Origin of the sequence: Allorhizobium sonneratiae (assembly GCF_023700755.1) — a bacterium.
Lineage (GTDB): Bacteria > Pseudomonadota > Alphaproteobacteria > Rhizobiales > Rhizobiaceae > Allorhizobium > Allorhizobium sonneratiae.
On sequence record NZ_JAMKOJ010000007.1, the window covers coordinates 141,515 to 157,948 of the forward strand.

20 protein-coding genes are annotated in these 16,434 nt (G+C 60.2%); 9 read left to right on the forward strand and 11 right to left on the reverse strand.

From position 1 onward, the window contains the following. Positions 1-106: 106 nt before the first annotated feature. From NAC44_RS13935 to sdhC, 4 genes are read right to left on the reverse strand one after another with little or no spacing between them, the layout of a single operon-like run. A complete protein-coding gene (locus NAC44_RS13935) occupies positions 107-886 on the reverse strand; it encodes a succinate dehydrogenase iron-sulfur subunit (protein WP_250941689.1) in 780 nt (259 codons plus the stop codon). Positions 887-901: 15 nt separating this feature from the next. Continuing rightward, positions 902-2,758, reverse strand: coding sequence for a succinate dehydrogenase flavoprotein subunit (gene sdhA / locus NAC44_RS13940; RefSeq protein ID WP_250941691.1), 1,857 nt, complete (start codon positions 2,756-2,758; stop codon positions 902-904). A 4-nt stretch (positions 2,759-2,762) separates the two neighbouring features. Then, positions 2,763-3,143: a succinate dehydrogenase, hydrophobic membrane anchor protein gene (sdhD, locus tag NAC44_RS13945; protein WP_250941693.1), complete on the reverse strand. Its 381-nt coding sequence runs from the start codon at positions 3,141-3,143 to the stop codon at positions 2,763-2,765. A 10-nt stretch (positions 3,144-3,153) separates the two neighbouring features. After that, on the reverse strand, positions 3,154-3,546 hold the full coding sequence (gene sdhC, locus NAC44_RS13950) for a succinate dehydrogenase, cytochrome b556 subunit (RefSeq protein WP_250941695.1): 393 nt from the start codon (positions 3,544-3,546) through the stop codon (positions 3,154-3,156). A gap of 306 nt (positions 3,547-3,852) precedes the next feature. On the opposite strand from sdhC, the gene NAC44_RS13955 reads away from it, so the two are divergent. Next, positions 3,853-4,182: a hypothetical protein gene (locus NAC44_RS13955; RefSeq protein WP_250941697.1), complete on the forward strand. Its 330-nt coding sequence runs from the start codon at positions 3,853-3,855 to the stop codon at positions 4,180-4,182. Between the two features lie 12 nt (positions 4,183-4,194). On the opposite strand, the gene NAC44_RS13960 is transcribed toward NAC44_RS13955, so the two are convergent. From NAC44_RS13960 to tsaD, 5 genes are read right to left on the reverse strand one after another with little or no spacing between them, the layout of a single operon-like run. After that, positions 4,195-4,848, reverse strand: coding sequence for a class I SAM-dependent methyltransferase (locus NAC44_RS13960; protein WP_250941699.1), 654 nt, complete (start codon positions 4,846-4,848; stop codon positions 4,195-4,197). A 1-nt stretch (position 4,849) separates the two neighbouring features. Then, positions 4,850-5,278, reverse strand: a complete 429-nt coding sequence (locus NAC44_RS13965; protein WP_250941700.1) for an EVE domain-containing protein — start codon at positions 5,276-5,278, stop codon at positions 4,850-4,852. A gap of 6 nt (positions 5,279-5,284) precedes the next feature. Then, the gene (locus NAC44_RS13970; RefSeq protein WP_250941702.1) at positions 5,285-5,578 is read right to left on the reverse strand and encodes a YciI-like protein; all 294 of its coding nucleotides are present in this window, start codon (positions 5,576-5,578) and stop codon (positions 5,285-5,287) included. Between the two features lie 11 nt (positions 5,579-5,589). Continuing rightward, complete coding sequence (locus NAC44_RS13975; RefSeq protein ID WP_250941704.1) at positions 5,590-6,579, reverse strand: NAD(P)H-dependent glycerol-3-phosphate dehydrogenase; 990 nt, start codon at positions 6,577-6,579, stop codon at positions 5,590-5,592. After that, positions 6,576-7,673: a tRNA (adenosine(37)-N6)-threonylcarbamoyltransferase complex transferase subunit TsaD gene (gene tsaD, locus NAC44_RS13980; RefSeq protein ID WP_250941706.1), complete on the reverse strand. Its 1,098-nt coding sequence runs from the start codon at positions 7,671-7,673 to the stop codon at positions 6,576-6,578. The genes NAC44_RS13975 and tsaD overlap by 4 nt, the downstream gene beginning before the upstream one ends. 85 nt (positions 7,674-7,758) lie before the next feature. On the opposite strand from tsaD, the gene hemC reads away from it, so the two are divergent. The 6 genes from hemC to NAC44_RS14010 all read left to right on the forward strand — a co-directional run bounded on the left by hemC (position 7,759) and on the right by NAC44_RS14010 (position 13,898). Further along, positions 7,759-8,685, forward strand: a complete 927-nt coding sequence (hemC, locus tag NAC44_RS13985) for a hydroxymethylbilane synthase (protein WP_250941708.1) — start codon at positions 7,759-7,761, stop codon at positions 8,683-8,685. 18 nt (positions 8,686-8,703) lie between these two features. Then, complete coding sequence (locus NAC44_RS13990) at positions 8,704-9,420, forward strand: uroporphyrinogen-III synthase (RefSeq protein WP_250941710.1); 717 nt, start codon at positions 8,704-8,706, stop codon at positions 9,418-9,420. Between the two features lie 293 nt (positions 9,421-9,713). Next, on the forward strand, positions 9,714-11,063 hold the full coding sequence (locus tag NAC44_RS13995; protein WP_250941711.1) for a mitofilin family membrane protein: 1,350 nt from the start codon (positions 9,714-9,716) through the stop codon (positions 11,061-11,063). A 12-nt stretch (positions 11,064-11,075) separates the two neighbouring features. After that, positions 11,076-12,614, forward strand: coding sequence for a heme biosynthesis protein HemY (locus NAC44_RS14000; protein WP_250941712.1), 1,539 nt, complete (start codon positions 11,076-11,078; stop codon positions 12,612-12,614). 68 nt (positions 12,615-12,682) lie between these two features. Next, positions 12,683-13,162, forward strand: a complete 480-nt coding sequence (locus NAC44_RS14005; RefSeq protein WP_250941713.1) for a tellurite resistance TerB family protein — start codon at positions 12,683-12,685, stop codon at positions 13,160-13,162. Then, positions 13,152-13,898: a glutamine amidotransferase gene (locus tag NAC44_RS14010; RefSeq protein WP_250941714.1), complete on the forward strand. Its 747-nt coding sequence runs from the start codon at positions 13,152-13,154 to the stop codon at positions 13,896-13,898. The genes NAC44_RS14005 and NAC44_RS14010 overlap by 11 nt, the downstream gene beginning before the upstream one ends. On the opposite strand, the gene NAC44_RS14015 is transcribed toward NAC44_RS14010, so the two are convergent. After that, on the reverse strand, positions 13,880-15,127 hold the full coding sequence (locus NAC44_RS14015) for an MFS transporter (RefSeq protein ID WP_250941715.1): 1,248 nt from the start codon (positions 15,125-15,127) through the stop codon (positions 13,880-13,882). The two genes, NAC44_RS14010 and NAC44_RS14015, sit on opposite strands and share 19 nt — an antisense overlap. A gap of 145 nt (positions 15,128-15,272) precedes the next feature. Here NAC44_RS14015 and NAC44_RS14020 point away from each other — a divergent pair, with 145 nt between their 5' ends. Beyond that, positions 15,273-15,566 (forward strand): YggT family protein, encoded by a 294-nt coding sequence (locus tag NAC44_RS14020; RefSeq protein WP_250941716.1) that lies wholly within the window; start codon positions 15,273-15,275, stop codon positions 15,564-15,566. Beyond that, complete coding sequence (locus NAC44_RS14025; protein ID WP_250941717.1) at positions 15,563-15,871, forward strand: DUF167 domain-containing protein; 309 nt, start codon at positions 15,563-15,565, stop codon at positions 15,869-15,871. The genes NAC44_RS14020 and NAC44_RS14025 overlap by 4 nt, the downstream gene beginning before the upstream one ends. A gap of 3 nt (positions 15,872-15,874) precedes the next feature. Here the strand turns inward: NAC44_RS14025 and ppa are convergent, their stop codons facing one another. After that, the gene (ppa, locus tag NAC44_RS14030) at positions 15,875-16,405 is read right to left on the reverse strand and encodes an inorganic diphosphatase (RefSeq protein WP_250941718.1); all 531 of its coding nucleotides are present in this window, start codon (positions 16,403-16,405) and stop codon (positions 15,875-15,877) included. Between the last annotated feature and the right edge of the window lie 29 nt (positions 16,406-16,434).

Sequence of the window (16,434 nt, forward strand, 5' to 3'; positions counted from 1 at the left end):
CTGCCTGAAACAGAAAAGACTGTATCAGGATGGTGCGCTTTTGCCTCAAAATTTTGTGAGCCGCCAGCCTTTTGATTTGCAACAGGGCTGGCGGCGACAGGGCCGATCAGAGGCGGCGCTCAACCATCATCTTCTTGATCTCGGCAATGGCCTTTGCCGGATTGAGACCCTTCGGACAGGCCTGCGCGCAGTTCATGATGGTGTGGCAACGGTAAAGCCGGAAGGGATCTTCCAGATTGTCGAGACGTTCACCCTTGGCCTCGTCTCTGGAATCGATCAGCCAGCGATAGGCCTGCAGCAGAACGGCGGGACCGAGATAACGGTCGCCGTTCCACCAGTAACTCGGACAGGAGGTCGAGCAGCAGGCGCAGAGAATGCATTCATAAAGACCGTCAAGCTTCAGGCGGTCCTCATGGCTCTGCTTCCATTCCTTGGCCGGTGTCGGCGAGACCGTTTTCAGCCAGGGCTCAATTGAACGGTGCTGGGCGTAGAAATTGGTCAGATCCGGCACAAGATCCTTGACCACCGGCATATGCGGCAGCGGATAGATCTTCACCGTGCCGTTGACCTCATCCATGCCCTTGGTGCAGGCCAGCGTGTTGGTGCCGTCGATATTCATGGCGCAGGAGCCGCAAATGCCTTCGCGGCAGGAACGACGGAAGGTCAGGGTCGGATCGATCTTGTTCTTGATGTAGAGCAGGGCGTCCAGCACCATCGGGCCGCAATCGTCCGTATCGACATAATAGGTGTCGATGCTGGGATTGTCGCCATCATCCGGGCTCCAGCGATAGATGCGGTATTCGCGCAGGTTCTTGGCGCCTGCCGGTTTCGGCCAGACCTTGCCGGGCTTGACCTGAGAATTCTTAGGTAGAGCGAGTTCAACCATGTTTTTATCCTCAAATCAGTAGACGCGGGCCTTGGGCGCGATCTTCTTCGGATCGATGCCGTCTGCGATCAGCTCGGTGTGAACCGGACGGTAATCCAGCTTCACTTCACCAGCCTCGCTGACCCAGGCGAGTGTATGCTTGCGCCAGTTTTCATCGTCGCGACCGGCGAAAGGACCGTCCTTGTAGTCTTCGCGGGCATGCGCGCCGCGGCTTTCCTTGCGGGCTTCCGCCCCGAAGACCGTAGTGATGGCGTTCGGCATCAGATTGTGCAGTTCCAGCGTTTCGACCAGATCGGAATTCCAGATCATCGAGCGGTCGGAGACCTTGATGTCCTTCATTTCACTCCAGATGGCCGAGAGCCGCTGGCAGCCGCTTTCGAGCGATTCCTGCGTACGGAAGACGGCTGCGTCTTCCTGCATGGCGCGCTGCATCTTGTCGCGCAGCACGGCGGTCGGCGTCGATCCCTTTGCATGGCGGATGGCGTCGAACCGGTCCATGATCCGGTCGCAGGCAGCCGTATTCAGGGCCGGGATCGGTGATGCACGGTCGATGACTTCGGCGGCGCGGATGGCGGCGGCGCGGCCAAAGACCACGAGGTCGATCAGCGAGTTGGAGCCAAGGCGGTTTGCCCCGTGCACCGAGGCGCAACCGGCTTCGCCCACAGCCATCAGGCCGGGGGCAATACGTTCCGGGTTCTGGCTGTCGGCATTGAGCACCTCACCCCAATAGTTGGTCGGGATGCCGCCCATATTGTAATGCACCGTCGGCAGAACCGGGATCGGCTCGCGGGTCACGTCGACGCCGGCAAAAATCCGCGCACTTTCGGAAATGCCCGGCAGGCGCTCATGCAGAACCGCCGGATCGAGATGGTCAAGATGCAGGAAGATGTGATCCTTGTTCTTGCCAACGCCGCGACCTTCGCGGATTTCCATGGTCATGCAGCGCGAGACGACGTCACGCGAGGCAAGATCCTTGGCGGAAGGCGCGTAACGCTCCATGAAGCGCTCGCCTTCGGAATTGACCAGATAGCCGCCTTCGCCGCGCGCGCCTTCGGTGATCAGACAGCCTGCGCCATAGATGCCGGTCGGGTGGAACTGAACGAATTCCATGTCCTGAAGCGGCAGTCCGGCGCGGGCAACCATGCCGCCACCGTCGCCGGTGCAGGTATGGGCCGAGGTGGCGGAGAAATAGGCGCGGCCATATCCGCCGGTTGCCAGCACCACCATCTTGGCGGTGAAGCGGTGAATGGTGCCGTCATCGAGGTTCCAGGCAACAACCCCGGTGCAGCGGCCATCATCCGACATGATCAGGTCGAGGGCGAAATATTCGATGAAGAATTCGGCATTGTGCTTCAGCGACTGACCATAGAGCGTGTGCAGAATGGCGTGGCCGGTTCGGTCGGCGGCAGCACAGGTGCGCTGTACCGGCGGGCCTTCGCCGTAATTCTGCATGTGACCGCCGAAGGGACGCTGATAGATCTTGCCTTCCTCATTGCGGGAGAAGGGCACGCCGTAATGTTCCAGCTCATAGACGGCCTTGGGCGCTTCCATGGCGAGATACTGCATGGCGTCGACGTCGCCGAGCCAGTCGGAGCCTTTGACGGTGTCGTAAAGATGCCACTGCCAGCAGTCAGGCGTCATGTTGGTCAGCGAGGCGGCAATGCCGCCCTGGGCTGCAACCGTGTGGGAGCGGGTGGGGAAAACCTTGGTGATGCAGGCGGTCTTGAAGCCCTGTTCGGCCATGCCGAGTGTGGCGCGCAGGCCTGCGCCGCCGGCCCCGACAACAACCACGTCATAGGCGTGGTCAACATAGGTATAGGCTTTGCCCGACTGGGCAGGACCGTTTTGTGCGGAAGAAGCTGTCGATGCCATGGTCTTATCCTACAAACGCGATCTTCAGGATGGCGAAAAGACAGAGCCCGCCAACCAGCGTCACGAAAAATGTGTTGAGCATCAGGACGATCATGCGCGGGATTTCCGCATGCACATAGTCCGAAATGATTTCCTGCATGCCGATCTTCATATGGATCAGCGATGAGATGACGACGAGGCCCATAATCACGGCAACAACCGGATGGGACAGCGCCGAGACGACGTCCTCATAGGGGGCGCCTGCATAGATCAGCATGAAGAAGATGAAGAACAGCAGAAGCGGCACATTGGCCACGGCTGTCAGGCGCTGACGCCAGAAATGTTCCGTGCCGTCCTTGGCGGAGCCGAGGCCGCGAACCTTGCCGAGAGGGGTGCGCATATCCATGAGGGCCTCCTTAGCGAATGATCAGCGCGACGATCCAGACCAGAACGGTCAGACCGGCGGAAACAACAATGAGCCCCTTGGCGAGACGGGTGTTGAAATGCTTTTCCAGCCCATAGCCAAGGTCCCACATGAAATGGCGCATTCCGCCCAGCATGTGATGGATCAGCGCCCAGCTGAAGCCGAACAGCACGATCCTGCCGATAAAAGTGCCCATGAACCAGGACACGTAATTGTAATAATCCGCCCCGACCGATGCTGCGATCAGCCACCAGGCGACCAGCAGCGTGCCGACATAAAGAGCGCCGCCGGTAATGCGGTGGATGATGGACATCGCCATCGTCGGGATGAATTTGTAGATTTGCAGATGCGGCGACAAAGGCCGTTGTTTTGTCACATTCGCCATCTCGTCCTCACGGCGTTTCTGTGCGGACCACTTTTGGGCCCCCACGCTGATATAGGGCGCAACTTTGCGCAGTGCAGTGCGTCATCTTGGACCTTTAATCGCCTCATTGATCAAGGACAAGGCAGTTTTGCCAACCAGTGTTATTTTAATCGATTGGCATTGTGCGGTGCGGCTCAAGAGCGTCCGGCTGGGAGGTTAGGGAGAATTCCTTAAGAAAAACGATAGGATAGGCGTCAGGCAGATTGATTTTCGCAAAAAAGAGGTTAATCTTTCATTAACCATACTCTTGTTGCGGGAAAAACCGTGATGTCCCTGCCGTTGTCTGCCGTCAAAAGAATTCTGGTTTTCGCCGCAGCAATCCTGCCGGGTTTTGCCGGTGCAGTTCCGGCATTTGCCGGCAATTCCGTGGTGAGAATTTCGTCTTCCCATCATGGTGCTGGCAATTCGATCATCGGATTTCGGGTGAAGGGCGGCACTTATGTCGTGCCGGTTTCAGCCTTTGGCTGTGACGAGCCTGCCGCTGCGGATCAGGCGGTTCTGGCGCCGAAAGCCACGGTGATTGATGTGGCAAGCCTGATGGAAGACCGCCACTGCGAAGACGCATATGGTGTGTGCGTCCTGCGCCCATCCCATTGAAAATACTTTGATTTAACCAGTGAATTGCCAGACGGTGGTGTGCTTGACCTCTGCGTCTTCCAGAACCCGTGTGACCGGCACGGCATAAGAGCCAAGCTCCGTCATCTGCTCTTTCGGGCAGTAGGAGCGGCCGGGGTCTCCGACGATCACCAAGATGTGATCGCGGGTCAGGGCCGTGAACCAGTCTTTCAGCCGGTCAGAAAAGCTCTTGTCATAGAAGACATCGCCTGCCAGCAGCAGATCGGCATCGGGTCTCTGGCCGATCAGGTCTTCTGAGCGGCAGTCGATCTCGACGCGGTTTGCCTGCGCATTCAGCCGTATGGCGGTTGCACTGAAGGGGTCGATATCGACAGCGGTGACATGGGCGGCACCCGCCATTTTCGCGGCAATACCCACCAGACCGGAGCCGCTGGCGAAATCGATCACCCGCTTGCCACGCACGAGATCGGGATGATTGAGAATGTGGCGGGCAAGACCCTGCCCGCCTGCCCAGGCAAAGGCCCAGAAGGGCGGCGGCAGGCCGATGTCTGCCAGTTCTTCTTCGGTCTTCAGCCATAGATCATGCACTTCGCTGGCCAGATGCAGCGAAATTTCCGGCACATGCGGCGGTGCGATCAGCGCGGTATTGGCGCGGATGAAGCCTTCCGGGTCGCGTGTCGCTGTCATCTTAACGCGGCGGATTATCAAGGCCGCCCATGCGGCAGACCTCGAGATATTCCTCTTCGGTCACCGGCTGCACCGAAAGCCGCATGGAGGTGACGAGCGACATATTGGCCAGTTTCGGATTGGCCTTCACATCTTTCAGGCTCACCGGTTTTGGCATGTCGCAGACGGCGCGGATATCGACACATTCCCAGCGCGGGTCGTCCGTGGTCGAATCGGGATGGGCGAGCGCTGCAACCTCGGTAATGCCGACCACTTCCAGACCCTCGTTCGAATGGTAGAAGAAGCCCTTGTCGCCGAGCTGCATCGCCCGCATATTGTTGCGGGCGAGGTAATTGCGCACCCCGTCCCATTGTTCGCCGGCTTCGCCTTTGGCCTTCAGCATCTCCCAGGAAAATTTGAAGGGTTCGGATTTATAGAGCCAGAATGCCATGAAGGATCACGCCTCGGGATTGTTGAAGACCCAGTTATAGGGCCGGATGTCCACGGTTTCAAACAGCCCGGCCTTGGCATAGGGGTCTTCAGCGGCAATTGCCTTTGCGTCTTCCAGCGTCTCGGCGGCAATCAGCAGCATGGAGCCGCAGGGCTTGCCGTTTGCATCGAGAAAAGGACCGCCGATTTTCAAGGTGCCATTGGCGTTCAGCCCGTTCAGCCATTCGACATGGGGTGGGCGGGTCGCCATCCTCAGATCGAGATGGTTGGGCTTGTCATTGCAGATAACGGCAAAAATCATGGAGACAACTCCTATTCCTTGGTGATCGGACGGGTCATGAGAGCCTGTACGGCGTGATCGATGTCAAGCACGCCGTCGATAATGTCGGCCACCGCCCGGGTGACCGGCATATCGATGTGGTGATGTTCGGCAAGGCGGGCGGCCACGGCAGCGGCAAAGGCCCCCTCCACCAGCGCCCCTTGCGTGGCTGCGGCGTCACCGCGGCCAAGGCCGATGCCGTAGCGCAGATTGCGCGATTGATGGCTGGTGCCGGTCAGCACCAGATCGCCGAGACCGGACAGGCCGCGCACCGTTTCCGCATGGCCGCCCATGGTCTCGACCAGGCGTGACATTTCGGCAAGCCCGCGTGAAATCAGCGCCGCGCGGGCCGATTCGCCCAGCCCCTTGCCCTCGACAATGCCGCAGGCAATGGCCAGCACGTTTTTCAGCGCGCCTCCCAGTTGCACGCCGATGCGATCGTCGCTGGCATAAAGCCGGAAGCTTCTGGTGGACAGTGCCCGCGCCAGATCTTCAGCCAGCGCCATCGACGGTGCGGCCAGCGCCATGGCTGTCGGCAGGCCAAGGGCAATATCCATGGCAAAACCGGGGCCGGATAAGACGGCAACCGGATGATGCGGCAGGGCCCGGTCGAGCAGATCCGTCAGAAGCCGGGCGCTTTGCCGGTCAATGCCTTTGGCACAGGTGACGATAATGGCCTCTGCGGCAAGAAAGGGACCATAGGTTTCGGCGGCCTCGGACTGCGCCTGCGAGGGCATGGCAAAGAGGACGGTATCGGCGCGTGCCAGCGCCTGCGGCGCGGCGGAAAACGTCAATGTTGCAGGCAAATTCACCCCGGGCAGCGCCCGCTCATGCTGACGCTTTTGCGCCAGATCGTGCATCAGAGCGGCATCGCGACCGATCAGGGTCACATGGTCGCGTCCCTCCTGCGCCAGAACTGCAGCCAGGGCGGTGCCGAAGGCGCCAGCGCCGATGACGGCGATGTGGCTGCTTGTTGTGCTCATGCCTTGGCGCCCCGTTTGCCGGAACCGAGCAGCGCGCCTGCTTTTTCATCGAGCGGCCAGCGAGAGCGCGGCGACACATCCAGCCCATCGGCCGGCAGGCCGAGCGCCATGCGTTCGAGCCCGGCCCAGGCAATCATCGCGGCATTGTCGGTGCACAGATGATGCGGCGGCGCGATGAAGCGAAAACCGTGCCGTGCACACAGGCCGGTCAGTGTCGATCTCAGCGCCTGATTGGCGGCAACGCCCCCGGCAACAATCAGGGCGGGTGTGCCGTCAAAATCGTGAAATTCCTCTGAAAACCGTTCCAGCCCACGGCTGATCCGGTCGTCCATGGTGCGGGCAATGGCGCGCTGGAAGGAGGCGCAGATATCGGCAATATCCTGATCGCTCACCGGCGCGGTTGCCTCGGCTGCCTGTCGGACAGCGGTTTTCAGCCCGGAAAAGGAAAAGTCGAGCCGTTTTTCGCCGACCAGCGGACGGGGAAAGCTGAATCGGCGCTCGTCACCCGTGGCTGCGGCCTTTTCTACGGCGGGACCGCCGGGATAGGGCAGGCCGAGCAGCTTGGCGGTCTTGTCGAAAGCCTCGCCCAGCGCATCGTCGATGGTGGTGCCCCAGCGCTGATAATCGCCCACCCCTTTGACCAGAACGAGCTGGGTATGGCCACCGGAAACGAGCAGCATCAGATAAGGAAAGGAGACGCCATCGGTCAGCCGCGCCGTTAGCGCATGGCCTTCCAGATGATTGACGGCATAAAGCGGTTTTTTCGCCACGCGGGCCAGCGCCTTGCCGGTCATCAGCCCGACCAGCAGTCCGCCGATCAGGCCAGGACCGGCGGTGGCGGCAATGGCATCGACATCGCCGAGACGCAGACCGGCCTTGGCGAGTGCTTCCTCCACCAGCGTATCGAGCGCCTCGACATGGGCGCGGGCGGCAATTTCCGGCACGACACCGCCATAGACGCTGTGTTCGTCGAGCTGGCTCAGCACAACGTCGGAAACAATCTCGCCGCGTCCGTCCGCATGGCGGGTGACGATGGCGGCGGCGGTTTCGTCGCAACTGGTTTCAATGCCGAGAATTGTCAAGGATAAGGTCATGGGGGCGCAGGAACGGGGCTCGGATCGGTTGCGGTTGGTGTCAAACATGGGTACGAGCAATGTCGGTAACAATGGAAGAGTTCAGATGCAAACGAAACCTTTCCGCATCGGCACGCGCGGCAGCCCGCTGGCGCTGGCCCAGGCCCATGAAACCCGTGACCGGCTGATGGCGGCGCATGGCCTGCCTGCCGAAATGTTTGAAATCGTGGTCCTGTCCACCACCGGTGACCGGGTCACGGATCGGGCGCTGGCGGAGATTGGCGGCAAGGGGCTGTTCACACTGGAACTGGAGCAGCAACTTGCCTCCGGTGACCTTGATCTTGCCGTGCATTCCTCCAAGGACATGCCGACGGCGCTGCCCGATGGTCTCGGTATCATCGCCTATCTGCCGCGTGAAGACATGCGCGATGCCTTGATCGGGCGGACCGCACCGAAACTGCTCGATTTGCCGGAGGGCGCGGTCGTCGGCTCGGCATCGCTCAGACGGCAGGCGCTGATCCGGCGGCTGCGGCCCGATCTTCAGGTCGTGACCTATCGTGGGGCGGTGGAAACACGTCTGCGCAAGCTTGCCGAGGGCGAGGTGGATGCAACGCTTCTGGCTGTCGCGGGATTGAAACGGCTCGACCGGGAGGCGGTGATCACGGAATATCTCGATCTCGAGCGGTTTCCGCCTGCGCCTGCACAAGGGGCGATCTGCATCGAGGCGCGGTTGGATGACCGGCGGGTGCGCGATCTGGTTTCTCCCGTCAATCACCGCCCGACTTTTGACGCGGTATCCTGCGAGCGTGCCTTTCTGGCAGCGCTGGACGGTTCCTGCCGAACGCCGATTGCCGGTTTTGCCGTTTCCGATGGCGAACGCCTGGGCTTTACCGGCACGATCCTGACACCGGATGGCACTGTCTTTCACGACATTGCCGCAGAAGGGGGTGTTGGTGACGCCTTTGCCCTTGGCTGGTCGGCGGGCGAGGCGATCCGGGAAAAGGCCGGGACAGGATTTTTCGACAGCTGGTGAGGATCGGCGGGAGACCAAATGCGCGTTCTGGTGACGAGAGCAGAAGAGGCAGGGCGCAAGACGGCGAAACGTCTTGCAGACCTGGGCCATTCTGCGGTTCTCTTGCCGCTTGCCAGCCCGGTGCATCAGCCGGATCAGGCTTTGGCCGCCCTTGCCAAGGGGCATTCCGCTCTTGCCTTCACCAGTGCCGAGGCCTGTCGCGCCTTGCTGCCGCTGCGGGAAACGCTTGTGGCGCATCAAGCCACGCCCGTCTTTTGTGTTGGAAAAAAGACGGCAGACGCGGCGGAAAAGCTCGGCTTCAAGCACATAATCACCGCCGAGGGCGATGGCGCCGTGCTGGCCGCGCGTGTGTCTGACGAACCCATCGATTGGCGCAGTCCGTTGCTTTATCTTGCAGGCCAGCCCCGTGCGCGCGGCTTTGAAAAGGGGCTTGACGCCCATGCTATTCCGTTTTGTGTGGCCGATGCCTATCGGATGGAAACGGTCTGCTATGACCAACAAGGTTTGCGCGAAAGGCTGCAGGATATTCCGGTCGACGCAGTTCTCATCTATTCGGCGGAAACGGCGCGGCGCTTCATGGCGCTGCCACTCGATGTGCTGGACGGGGCCGTTTTTGGCCGTTCGCGATTTTTGTGCCTGAGCGCAAAGGTGGCGGAGGCGCTGGCGCCAGGCTGGCGTGAACGCGCTGAAATCGCCTCCGCGCCGGATGAAGCAAGCCTGTTTACTCTTTTGTGAGCTGAGCAGACTTTCATTGGCAGGCCAAGGCTTTGCCAGCTTAGTTTTTGTTTTAATACAGGTTCTCTTTGGAAAGCGGCGGGACACTTTTCTGGACCCTGGTGAGATCATGGCAGGCAAAATGGCGGGAGCCTCTTTCCTTCCGCATCATCCCTGACTACTTTCACAAGCGAGCGGGATGGTTGACCAGCCGGCTTCCGGTTACGGATAAATCCCGCCCTGTTAAAATTCTCGGGAAGACATTTGTTGCAGAACCGGCGAATATCTGACGAGACAGTGAAAACGAGGTTGCCATGGTTTCCGGAAAACCCCCACGCCGTTCCAAATCGACCGCCGAACCGGTGACGATCGATCTCAAGGCAACCGAGGTGCCGAAGCCGGAGACTGAGCGCGTGCCTGCCGGAGACGCAGAGGCTGCTGCCGTATCGACCCCTTCGACAGAGCAGGGCGCATCCTCTTCGCATGCCGCGCCGGAAGAGGCTGTCAAAACCGGGGTTTCAGACACGTCGGAGACCGGTGAGGCCGCATCCACCGTGAAGGACGAAAAACTCGACAAGGACGACCAGGCTACGGGTGCTGCACAGGCAAAAACGCAGGAAGAACCCTCCGCCGCAGACGAGGTCCCGTCTGCTGCACAAGCGGACACGCCAGAAGACAAGGCTAATGAGGATGTCAGGGGCAAAAGCGCGGAAGCGTCTGCGACCAAGGGTCGCGGCCCGGCCATGTTGGCCGCCGGGATTGCCGGTGGGCTTGTGGCGTTGATCGGCATGGGCGGGCTGCAATATGCCGGCGTTCTGCCTGCCTTCGGTCCTCAGAGCGGGCAGGACAGGCTTGCCGCCTTGTCCGGTGAGGTTGAGGCGTTGAAGGCCGATCTTGGCAACATCAAGCCAACGGATACGTCGGCGCTGGCAGCACGGATCACCCGGCTGGAACAGGCGGCTCCGGCTGGAAACGGTGGTGATGCCGGCCCCGCGATCAGCGATTTGCAGGGAAAGCTTGCTGCCACCAATCAATCAATCGACACGCTGAAAGCTGGACTCGATGGGAGGCTTGACAGCCTGACCAAGGGGCAGGGCGATCTGGTGAACCGGGTTGAGGCACTGGAAACCAAGGTCAACCGGCCTGACGGCAATATTCAGATCGCCCGCGCCATTGCCGCTTCGGCCCTGAAAACCGCAGCCGACAGGGGTGGGCCTTTCCTCAGTGAATTGCAGACGCTGGCAACGGTGGTGCCGGATGATCCGGCGATTGCCGCGCTCAAACCCTATGCTGCGACGGGTGTCGCCTCGCGGTCCCAGTTGATCCGTGATTTCGATCCGGTGGCCAACCGCATTCTTGCCGCCATCGACCAGCCATCCGAAAGCGCCGATATCGGCGAGCGCCTCTGGGCCAGTGCCAAATCGCTGATCAAGGTGCGTCCGGTCGGCAATGTCGAGGGTACGAGCCCGGCGGCCATTGTCGCGCGCATGGGCGACAAGCTGCAAAATGGCGATCTGAAGGGGGCGGCCGAGGAATGGAACAGTCTGCCGCAGGCAGGTAAGGCGGCATCGCAGGCGTTCAAGACGGCGCTTGATGGCCGCATCGCCGTGGAAACCAACGTATCGGCTGCGGTGGCGCGCGCCATTGCCGCACGGCAGGGCTGAGGGAGCAAGCGCATGATCCGTATCATTTCCTATGTCCTGCTGATCCTTGTTCTCGGCTTTGGGTTTTCCTGGCTGGCCGATCGTCCGGGCGATGTTGAGATTGTCTTTCAGGGCCAGCAGATTGATATGAGCCTGACGGTGGCGGCGGCGATCGTTGCGGCCCTGATTGCTGTGGTGATGATCCTCTGGTGGCTGTTGCGCACGCTGTGGACCTCGCCGCATTCGGTGCGGCGCTATTTCCGTGCCCGCAAGCGTGACCGCGGCTACAAGGCGCTCTCCACCGGCCTGATTGCCGCAGGGGCTGGCAATGCGCAGATGGCGCGGCGGATGAGTTCTCGCGCCAAGGGTCTGATTTCGTCGAGCCGAGAACCGTTGATCCTGATGCTGGAGGCCGAAGCCGCGCTGATCGAAGGCAAGCATGACGAGGCACGCCGCCTGTTTGAGCAGATGGTGGGTGACAGTGAGACCCGTGAATACGGTTTGCGCGGCCTCTATCTTGAGGCAAGCCGCGCCGGTGCGCATGAAGCCGCCCGGCAATATGCGGAAAAGGCAGCGGAAGAAGCCCCCTATCTGCCCTGGGCGGCCAAGGCGACGCTGGAGCATCGATGCCGCAATGGCGAATGGGACGAGGCGATCCATCTGCTCGATCGCCAGCGCATTGCCCATGGCGTGCGCCGTGCCGAAGCCGACCGGCTGAAGGCCGTGTTGTTGACCGCCAAGGCTGTCGATCAGCTGGACGGCGACCCGGCGGGTGCGCGCGACAATGCGATAAATGCCCTCAAACTGGCCAAGGGGTTTGTTCCGGCAGCCGTAACGGCGGCCAGGGCGCTGATCCGCGAAGACAATCTGCGCAAGGCGGCTTCCGTGCTGGAAAGCGCCTGGAAACAGGAGCCGCATCCGGAAGTGGCACGGGTCTATGCCCGGGCGCGTCCGGGCGATGGCGCGCTCGACCGGTTGAAGCGTGCTGAACGGCTGGAACATCTGAAACCCAACAATGTCGAGTCTCTGCTGGTTGTTGCCGAAATGGCGCTTGAAGCTCATGACTTCAACAAGGCACGCAGCAAGGCGGAAGCGGCAGCCCGGCTTTCCCCGAGCGAGCGCGTTTTCCTGCTTCTGGCCGATATCGAGGATATCGAAACCGGCGATCAGGCCCGCATCCGCTACTGGATGGCGCAGGCGCTGAAAGCCCCGCGCGACCCGGCCTGGGTGGCCGATGGGCAGGTCTCGGAAAGCTGGCGCCCCTTCTCACCGGTCAGCGGCAGGATCGACGCTTTCGAATGGAAAGTGCCTTATGCGCAATTGAGCGGTCCGGTTGAGGACGGCCATGTCATCAGCGGTGCGGCGATGCTGGCCGACTTGCCGCCGCTTGCGCAAACGGCGGCGGCTCCGGCGGAAACAGTTGCGCAACAGCCCGTTACGACCGCGGGTGAGCCGGCGGCAAGACCCGCCACGGTTGACGGTGCCGGTCCCTTTCATGGCCGCCCGCCCGATGATCCGGGCGTCAAGGACCCCAACCGAACGGATGAAAAAGTCCGTCTCAACCTTTATTGACGGTGAGGCTGAGGGAGGGGAACTGGCCTGACCCTCAAGACGATCATGCAAACGAAGATGGACACCTTATGCTGGAAAGCCTCAATGCCTTTTTTCAGGGACTGCTGAACACGTCACCCTCGTCCCATTTCAGTCATGACGATACGAGGGTGTTGATTGCTGCCCTCTGTTTTCAGGTGATGGAAGCCGATGGCTCGATCAGCGAGGCGGAAAGGGAAAGTCTGCGGCAGAATCTGAAAGAGCATTACGGACTTGATGAGGAGAAGCTGGAATCCGTTCTGGAAACTGGTCTCGAGATCGAGAGTGAGGCGGTCGATTATTATCGTTTTACCTCGGAGTTGAAGCGGCGTCTGACGGCAGAGGAGCGGCTGGAACTGGTCGGTGTGCTCTGGGACATCGTCTATGCCGATGGCGTGCGCACGGAGATGGAGGATCATATTCTCTGGAGGGTTGCCGACCTTCTCGGGGTTTCCGACCGGGACCGGGTATTGTCACGCAAGGGGGCGGCTGCCCGCGCCGGACAGGTGGGAGAGACGGATGCTTCATGATCCCGCAAAAATACAGCGCCGCTTGCGCCCCGTTCTGGTGATCCTGCACCAGGAACGTTCCAGTGCCGGTCGTGTCGGGCAGATGTTGATCGAAAAGGGGTTTTCCCTCGATATCCGTCGTCCGGTTCTGGGTGATCCCCTGCCGGAGACCTTGGTTGGCCATAGCGGTGCGGTGGTGTTTGGCGGCCCGATGAGCGCCAATGACAACGAAGATTTCGTCCGTGATGAAATCGGCTGGCTCTCGGTACCGCTCAAGGAGAACCGTCCCTATCTTGGCATCTGTCTTGGTGCGCAGATGCTGGTGCGGCAACTGGGCGGGCGGGTTGGCCCGCGCGCGGATGAGCAGGTGGAAATCGGCTGGTATCCGGTTGAGGCGACCGAGGCAGGCAAGGCGCTTTTGCCGGATTGGCCAAGCATGGTCTATCACTTTCATCGCGAAGGTTTTGATCTACCGGCAGGCGCCACGTGTCTGGCCAGAGGCGATATCTACCCCAATCAGGCCTTTCGCTATGGCGATAAAGCCTATGGTGTGCAGTTTCACGCCGAACTCACCCGGGCGATGATGCAGCGCTGGGTGGTGCATGGTGCATCCCGCTTCACCTTGCCGAATGCGCAGAACGGGCGTGCACATCTTGCCGGACGCATGGTCTATGATGCACCGTTGCGCGACTGGCTCTGGCGTTTTCTCGATCTGGTGTTTGAGGAAGAACTACGGCTTTATCCAGCCTCGGCCTGATCCGGCGCTTCCAGCGTATCGATGGTGCGCAGTTTCGGAAAGCCGAGCGACCAGATGATCGAGACGGCCAGCGTACCGAGGCCACCGATGACCACGGCCGGAACAGGCCCCAGCCAATGGGCCATTGTGCCGGCGCGGAACTCGCCCAGTTCGTTCGATGCGCCGACAAAGACCGAATTGACCGCATTGACCCGGCCGCGCACGGCATCCGGCGTCCACAGTGCCAGAAGGGTCTCGCGCACATAGACGGAAATCATGTCGCCCGCGCCCATCACCGTCAGCGCCAGCGCCGAAACCCACCAGATTCTCGACAGCCCGAAAACCAGCGTCGACACGCCGAAGATGGCAACACCGATGAACATGACGACACCGGCGCGGTGGCGTATGGGAAAGCTGGCGAGATAGGCGGCCATCAAAATGGCGCCAATGCCTGGAGCAGAGCGCAAAATACCGAGGCCCATCGGCCCCATGGTCAGAATATCCGAGGCGTAAACCGGCATCAACGCCACGGCGCCGCCGAGCAACACAGCGAAAAGGTCGAGGGAAATGGCGCCGAGAACGACTTTTTCATGCCGGATGAATTTGAAGCCGGCCAGAAGATAGCTCAGGGTTTTCGGCTCGTTGACGGTGCGCTGCACCGGTTTCGGCACCAGAATAACCAGAAATGCACCCGCCACCATGCAGGCCAGTGCAACGCTATAGGCGGTGGCGGCACTGACACCATAAAGCAGGCCGCCGGCAACGGGGCCTAGAATGGAGGCTGTCTGCCAGGACGATGCGTTCCAGGCGAAGGAATTGGCCAGATCCTGCTCCGGCACCAGATTGGGCGAGAGCGATTGCACAGCCGGAGACATGAAAGCGCGTTCGATGCCGAAAATCGTCAGGATGACCAGCACCGGCAGCGGCGCGAAGGCATTGTTCAGCGTCATGACGAGAAACAGGCCGACACAGATGGAACTGACCGTCAGGCAGACGGCGATGATCATGCGGCGGTTGAGACGGTCTGCGGCAAAGCCGGTGACCAGAAACAGCAGAAGTGCGGGCAGGAACTGGACCAGCCCGATCAGACCGAGATAGAGCGCATTTTCCGTGACTTCATACATCTGCCAGCCGACGGAGACGCTGACGATCTGCGTGGCAAAAGCCGCCAGAAACCGGGCAGCGAAAAATTTGGTATAGGCAGAGTGACGAAAAGCGGCAAAACGATCACCGGAGGCGGATACGGACATGATCTTTCTTTCTGCGGCGGCTTTCTGGATTGCAAGCCCCGTTTCATCATCGCGTTAAACATGAATCATCAATGCTTGCAAGGCAGCCCTTGCCCCTTGCGGTCTCAATAGCTAAATCTTCGCCAAGATATGAATGGAGATGCATATGTTCGCCCTGCTGCAGACGATCGATCTGGCTTTGAACCTTTACACCTGGATTTTGATCGCCAGCGCGATTTATTCCTGGCTTTATGCTTTTAATGTGATCAATTCGGGCAATCGTTTCGTTAATCAGATCGGGCTGTTTCTTTACAACGTCACCGAACCGGTGCTGAAGCCCATCCGCCGCATTCTGCCGGATCTGGGCGGCATCGACCTGTCGCCGATTGTCGTGCTGCTCATCATCTTTTTCCTGCGCTCCTTCCTGTGGAACACGATTGCGCCGATGATCCTGCGGTGAAGCCTTACAAGGTCTTTTCCGATCATCTTCGGCTTGCCGTGCGGCTGACGCCAAACGGGGGGAGCGATGCGATTGAGGGAGTCGAGACGAATGGCGAAGGTGAGGCGCATCTGAGGGTACGTGTGACGGCTGTGCCGGAAAAGGGCAAGGCCAACAAGGCCTTGATCGTGTTTCTCGCCAAGCGGATCGGTGTGGCGAAATCCTCTTTCAGCTTTGTTTCCGGTGAAACGGCCAGACAAAAAATCCTCCGGCTCGATGGCGAACCGGAGGATCTCTCAGCGCGGATTGACGCGTTGACGAAATGACGATCAGGCCTTTTTGGCGCGTTCGATCGATTCCAGAATGAGGGTCTTGGCGACATCGACGTCACGGAAACCGTCGATACGGACCCATTTGCCGGGTTCCAGATCCTTGTAATGCTCAAAGAAGTGCTGGATCTGCTTCAGGCTGATTTCGGGAAGATCGGTGTAATTGGCGATCTTGTCATAGCGACGAGTCAGTTTTTGTACTGGGACTGCGAGGATTTTTTCATCCTTGCCGCCATCGTCTTCCATCAGCATGACACCGATCGGACGGACATTGATGACGCAGCCCGGCACCAGCGGGCGGGTGTTGCAGATCAGAACATCAAGCGGATCGCCGTCTTCGCACAGCGTGTGCGGTACGAAGCCGTAATTGCCCGGATAGGTCATCGGCGTATAAAGAAAGCGATCAACGAAGAGCGTGCCGGACTCCTTGTCCATCTCGTATTTGATCGGCTGGCCGCCGACCGGAACCTCGATGATCACATTCATGTCTTCCGGCGGATTCTTGCCGATCGAGATCGCATCAATACGCATATCTAAACCCCGTGGGATGGTTGAAATCC

What these genes read in the sequence shown, in the direction of transcription:
- sdhA (WP_250941691.1), bottom strand. Translation starts at nt 2,758, where the DNA reads ATGGCATCGACAGCTTCTTCCGCACAAAACGGTCCTGCCCAGTCGGGC.
- ppa (WP_250941718.1), bottom strand. Translation starts at nt 16,405, where the DNA reads ATGCGTATTGATGCGATCTCGATCGGCAAGAATCCGCCGGAAGACATG.
- hemC (WP_250941708.1), top strand. Translation starts at nt 7,759, where the DNA reads ATGCAAACGAAACCTTTCCGCATCGGCACGCGCGGCAGCCCGCTGGCG.
- NAC44_RS14015 (WP_250941715.1), bottom strand. Translation starts at nt 15,127, where the DNA reads ATGTCCGTATCCGCCTCCGGTGATCGTTTTGCCGCTTTTCGTCACTCT.
- NAC44_RS14000 (WP_250941712.1), top strand. Translation starts at nt 11,076, where the DNA reads ATGATCCGTATCATTTCCTATGTCCTGCTGATCCTTGTTCTCGGCTTT.
- NAC44_RS14020 (WP_250941716.1), top strand. Translation starts at nt 15,273, where the DNA reads ATGTTCGCCCTGCTGCAGACGATCGATCTGGCTTTGAACCTTTACACC.
- sdhC (WP_250941695.1), bottom strand. Translation starts at nt 3,546, where the DNA reads ATGGCGAATGTGACAAAACAACGGCCTTTGTCGCCGCATCTGCAAATC.
- NAC44_RS13965 (WP_250941700.1), bottom strand. Translation starts at nt 5,278, where the DNA reads ATGGCATTCTGGCTCTATAAATCCGAACCCTTCAAATTTTCCTGGGAG.
- sdhD (WP_250941693.1), bottom strand. Translation starts at nt 3,143, where the DNA reads ATGGATATGCGCACCCCTCTCGGCAAGGTTCGCGGCCTCGGCTCCGCC.
- NAC44_RS13990 (WP_250941710.1), top strand. Translation starts at nt 8,704, where the DNA reads ATGCGCGTTCTGGTGACGAGAGCAGAAGAGGCAGGGCGCAAGACGGCG.
- NAC44_RS14005 (WP_250941713.1), top strand. Translation starts at nt 12,683, where the DNA reads ATGCTGGAAAGCCTCAATGCCTTTTTTCAGGGACTGCTGAACACGTCA.
- tsaD (WP_250941706.1), bottom strand. Translation starts at nt 7,673, where the DNA reads ATGACCTTATCCTTGACAATTCTCGGCATTGAAACCAGTTGCGACGAA.
- NAC44_RS13935 (WP_250941689.1), bottom strand. Translation starts at nt 886, where the DNA reads ATGGTTGAACTCGCTCTACCTAAGAATTCTCAGGTCAAGCCCGGCAAG.
- NAC44_RS13955 (WP_250941697.1), top strand. Translation starts at nt 3,853, where the DNA reads ATGTCCCTGCCGTTGTCTGCCGTCAAAAGAATTCTGGTTTTCGCCGCA.
- NAC44_RS13970 (WP_250941702.1), bottom strand. Translation starts at nt 5,578, where the DNA reads ATGATTTTTGCCGTTATCTGCAATGACAAGCCCAACCATCTCGATCTG.
- NAC44_RS14010 (WP_250941714.1), top strand. Translation starts at nt 13,152, where the DNA reads ATGCTTCATGATCCCGCAAAAATACAGCGCCGCTTGCGCCCCGTTCTG.
- NAC44_RS13975 (WP_250941704.1), bottom strand. Translation starts at nt 6,579, where the DNA reads ATGAGCACAACAAGCAGCCACATCGCCGTCATCGGCGCTGGCGCCTTC.
- NAC44_RS13960 (WP_250941699.1), bottom strand. Translation starts at nt 4,848, where the DNA reads ATGACAGCGACACGCGACCCGGAAGGCTTCATCCGCGCCAATACCGCG.
- NAC44_RS13995 (WP_250941711.1), top strand. Translation starts at nt 9,714, where the DNA reads ATGGTTTCCGGAAAACCCCCACGCCGTTCCAAATCGACCGCCGAACCG.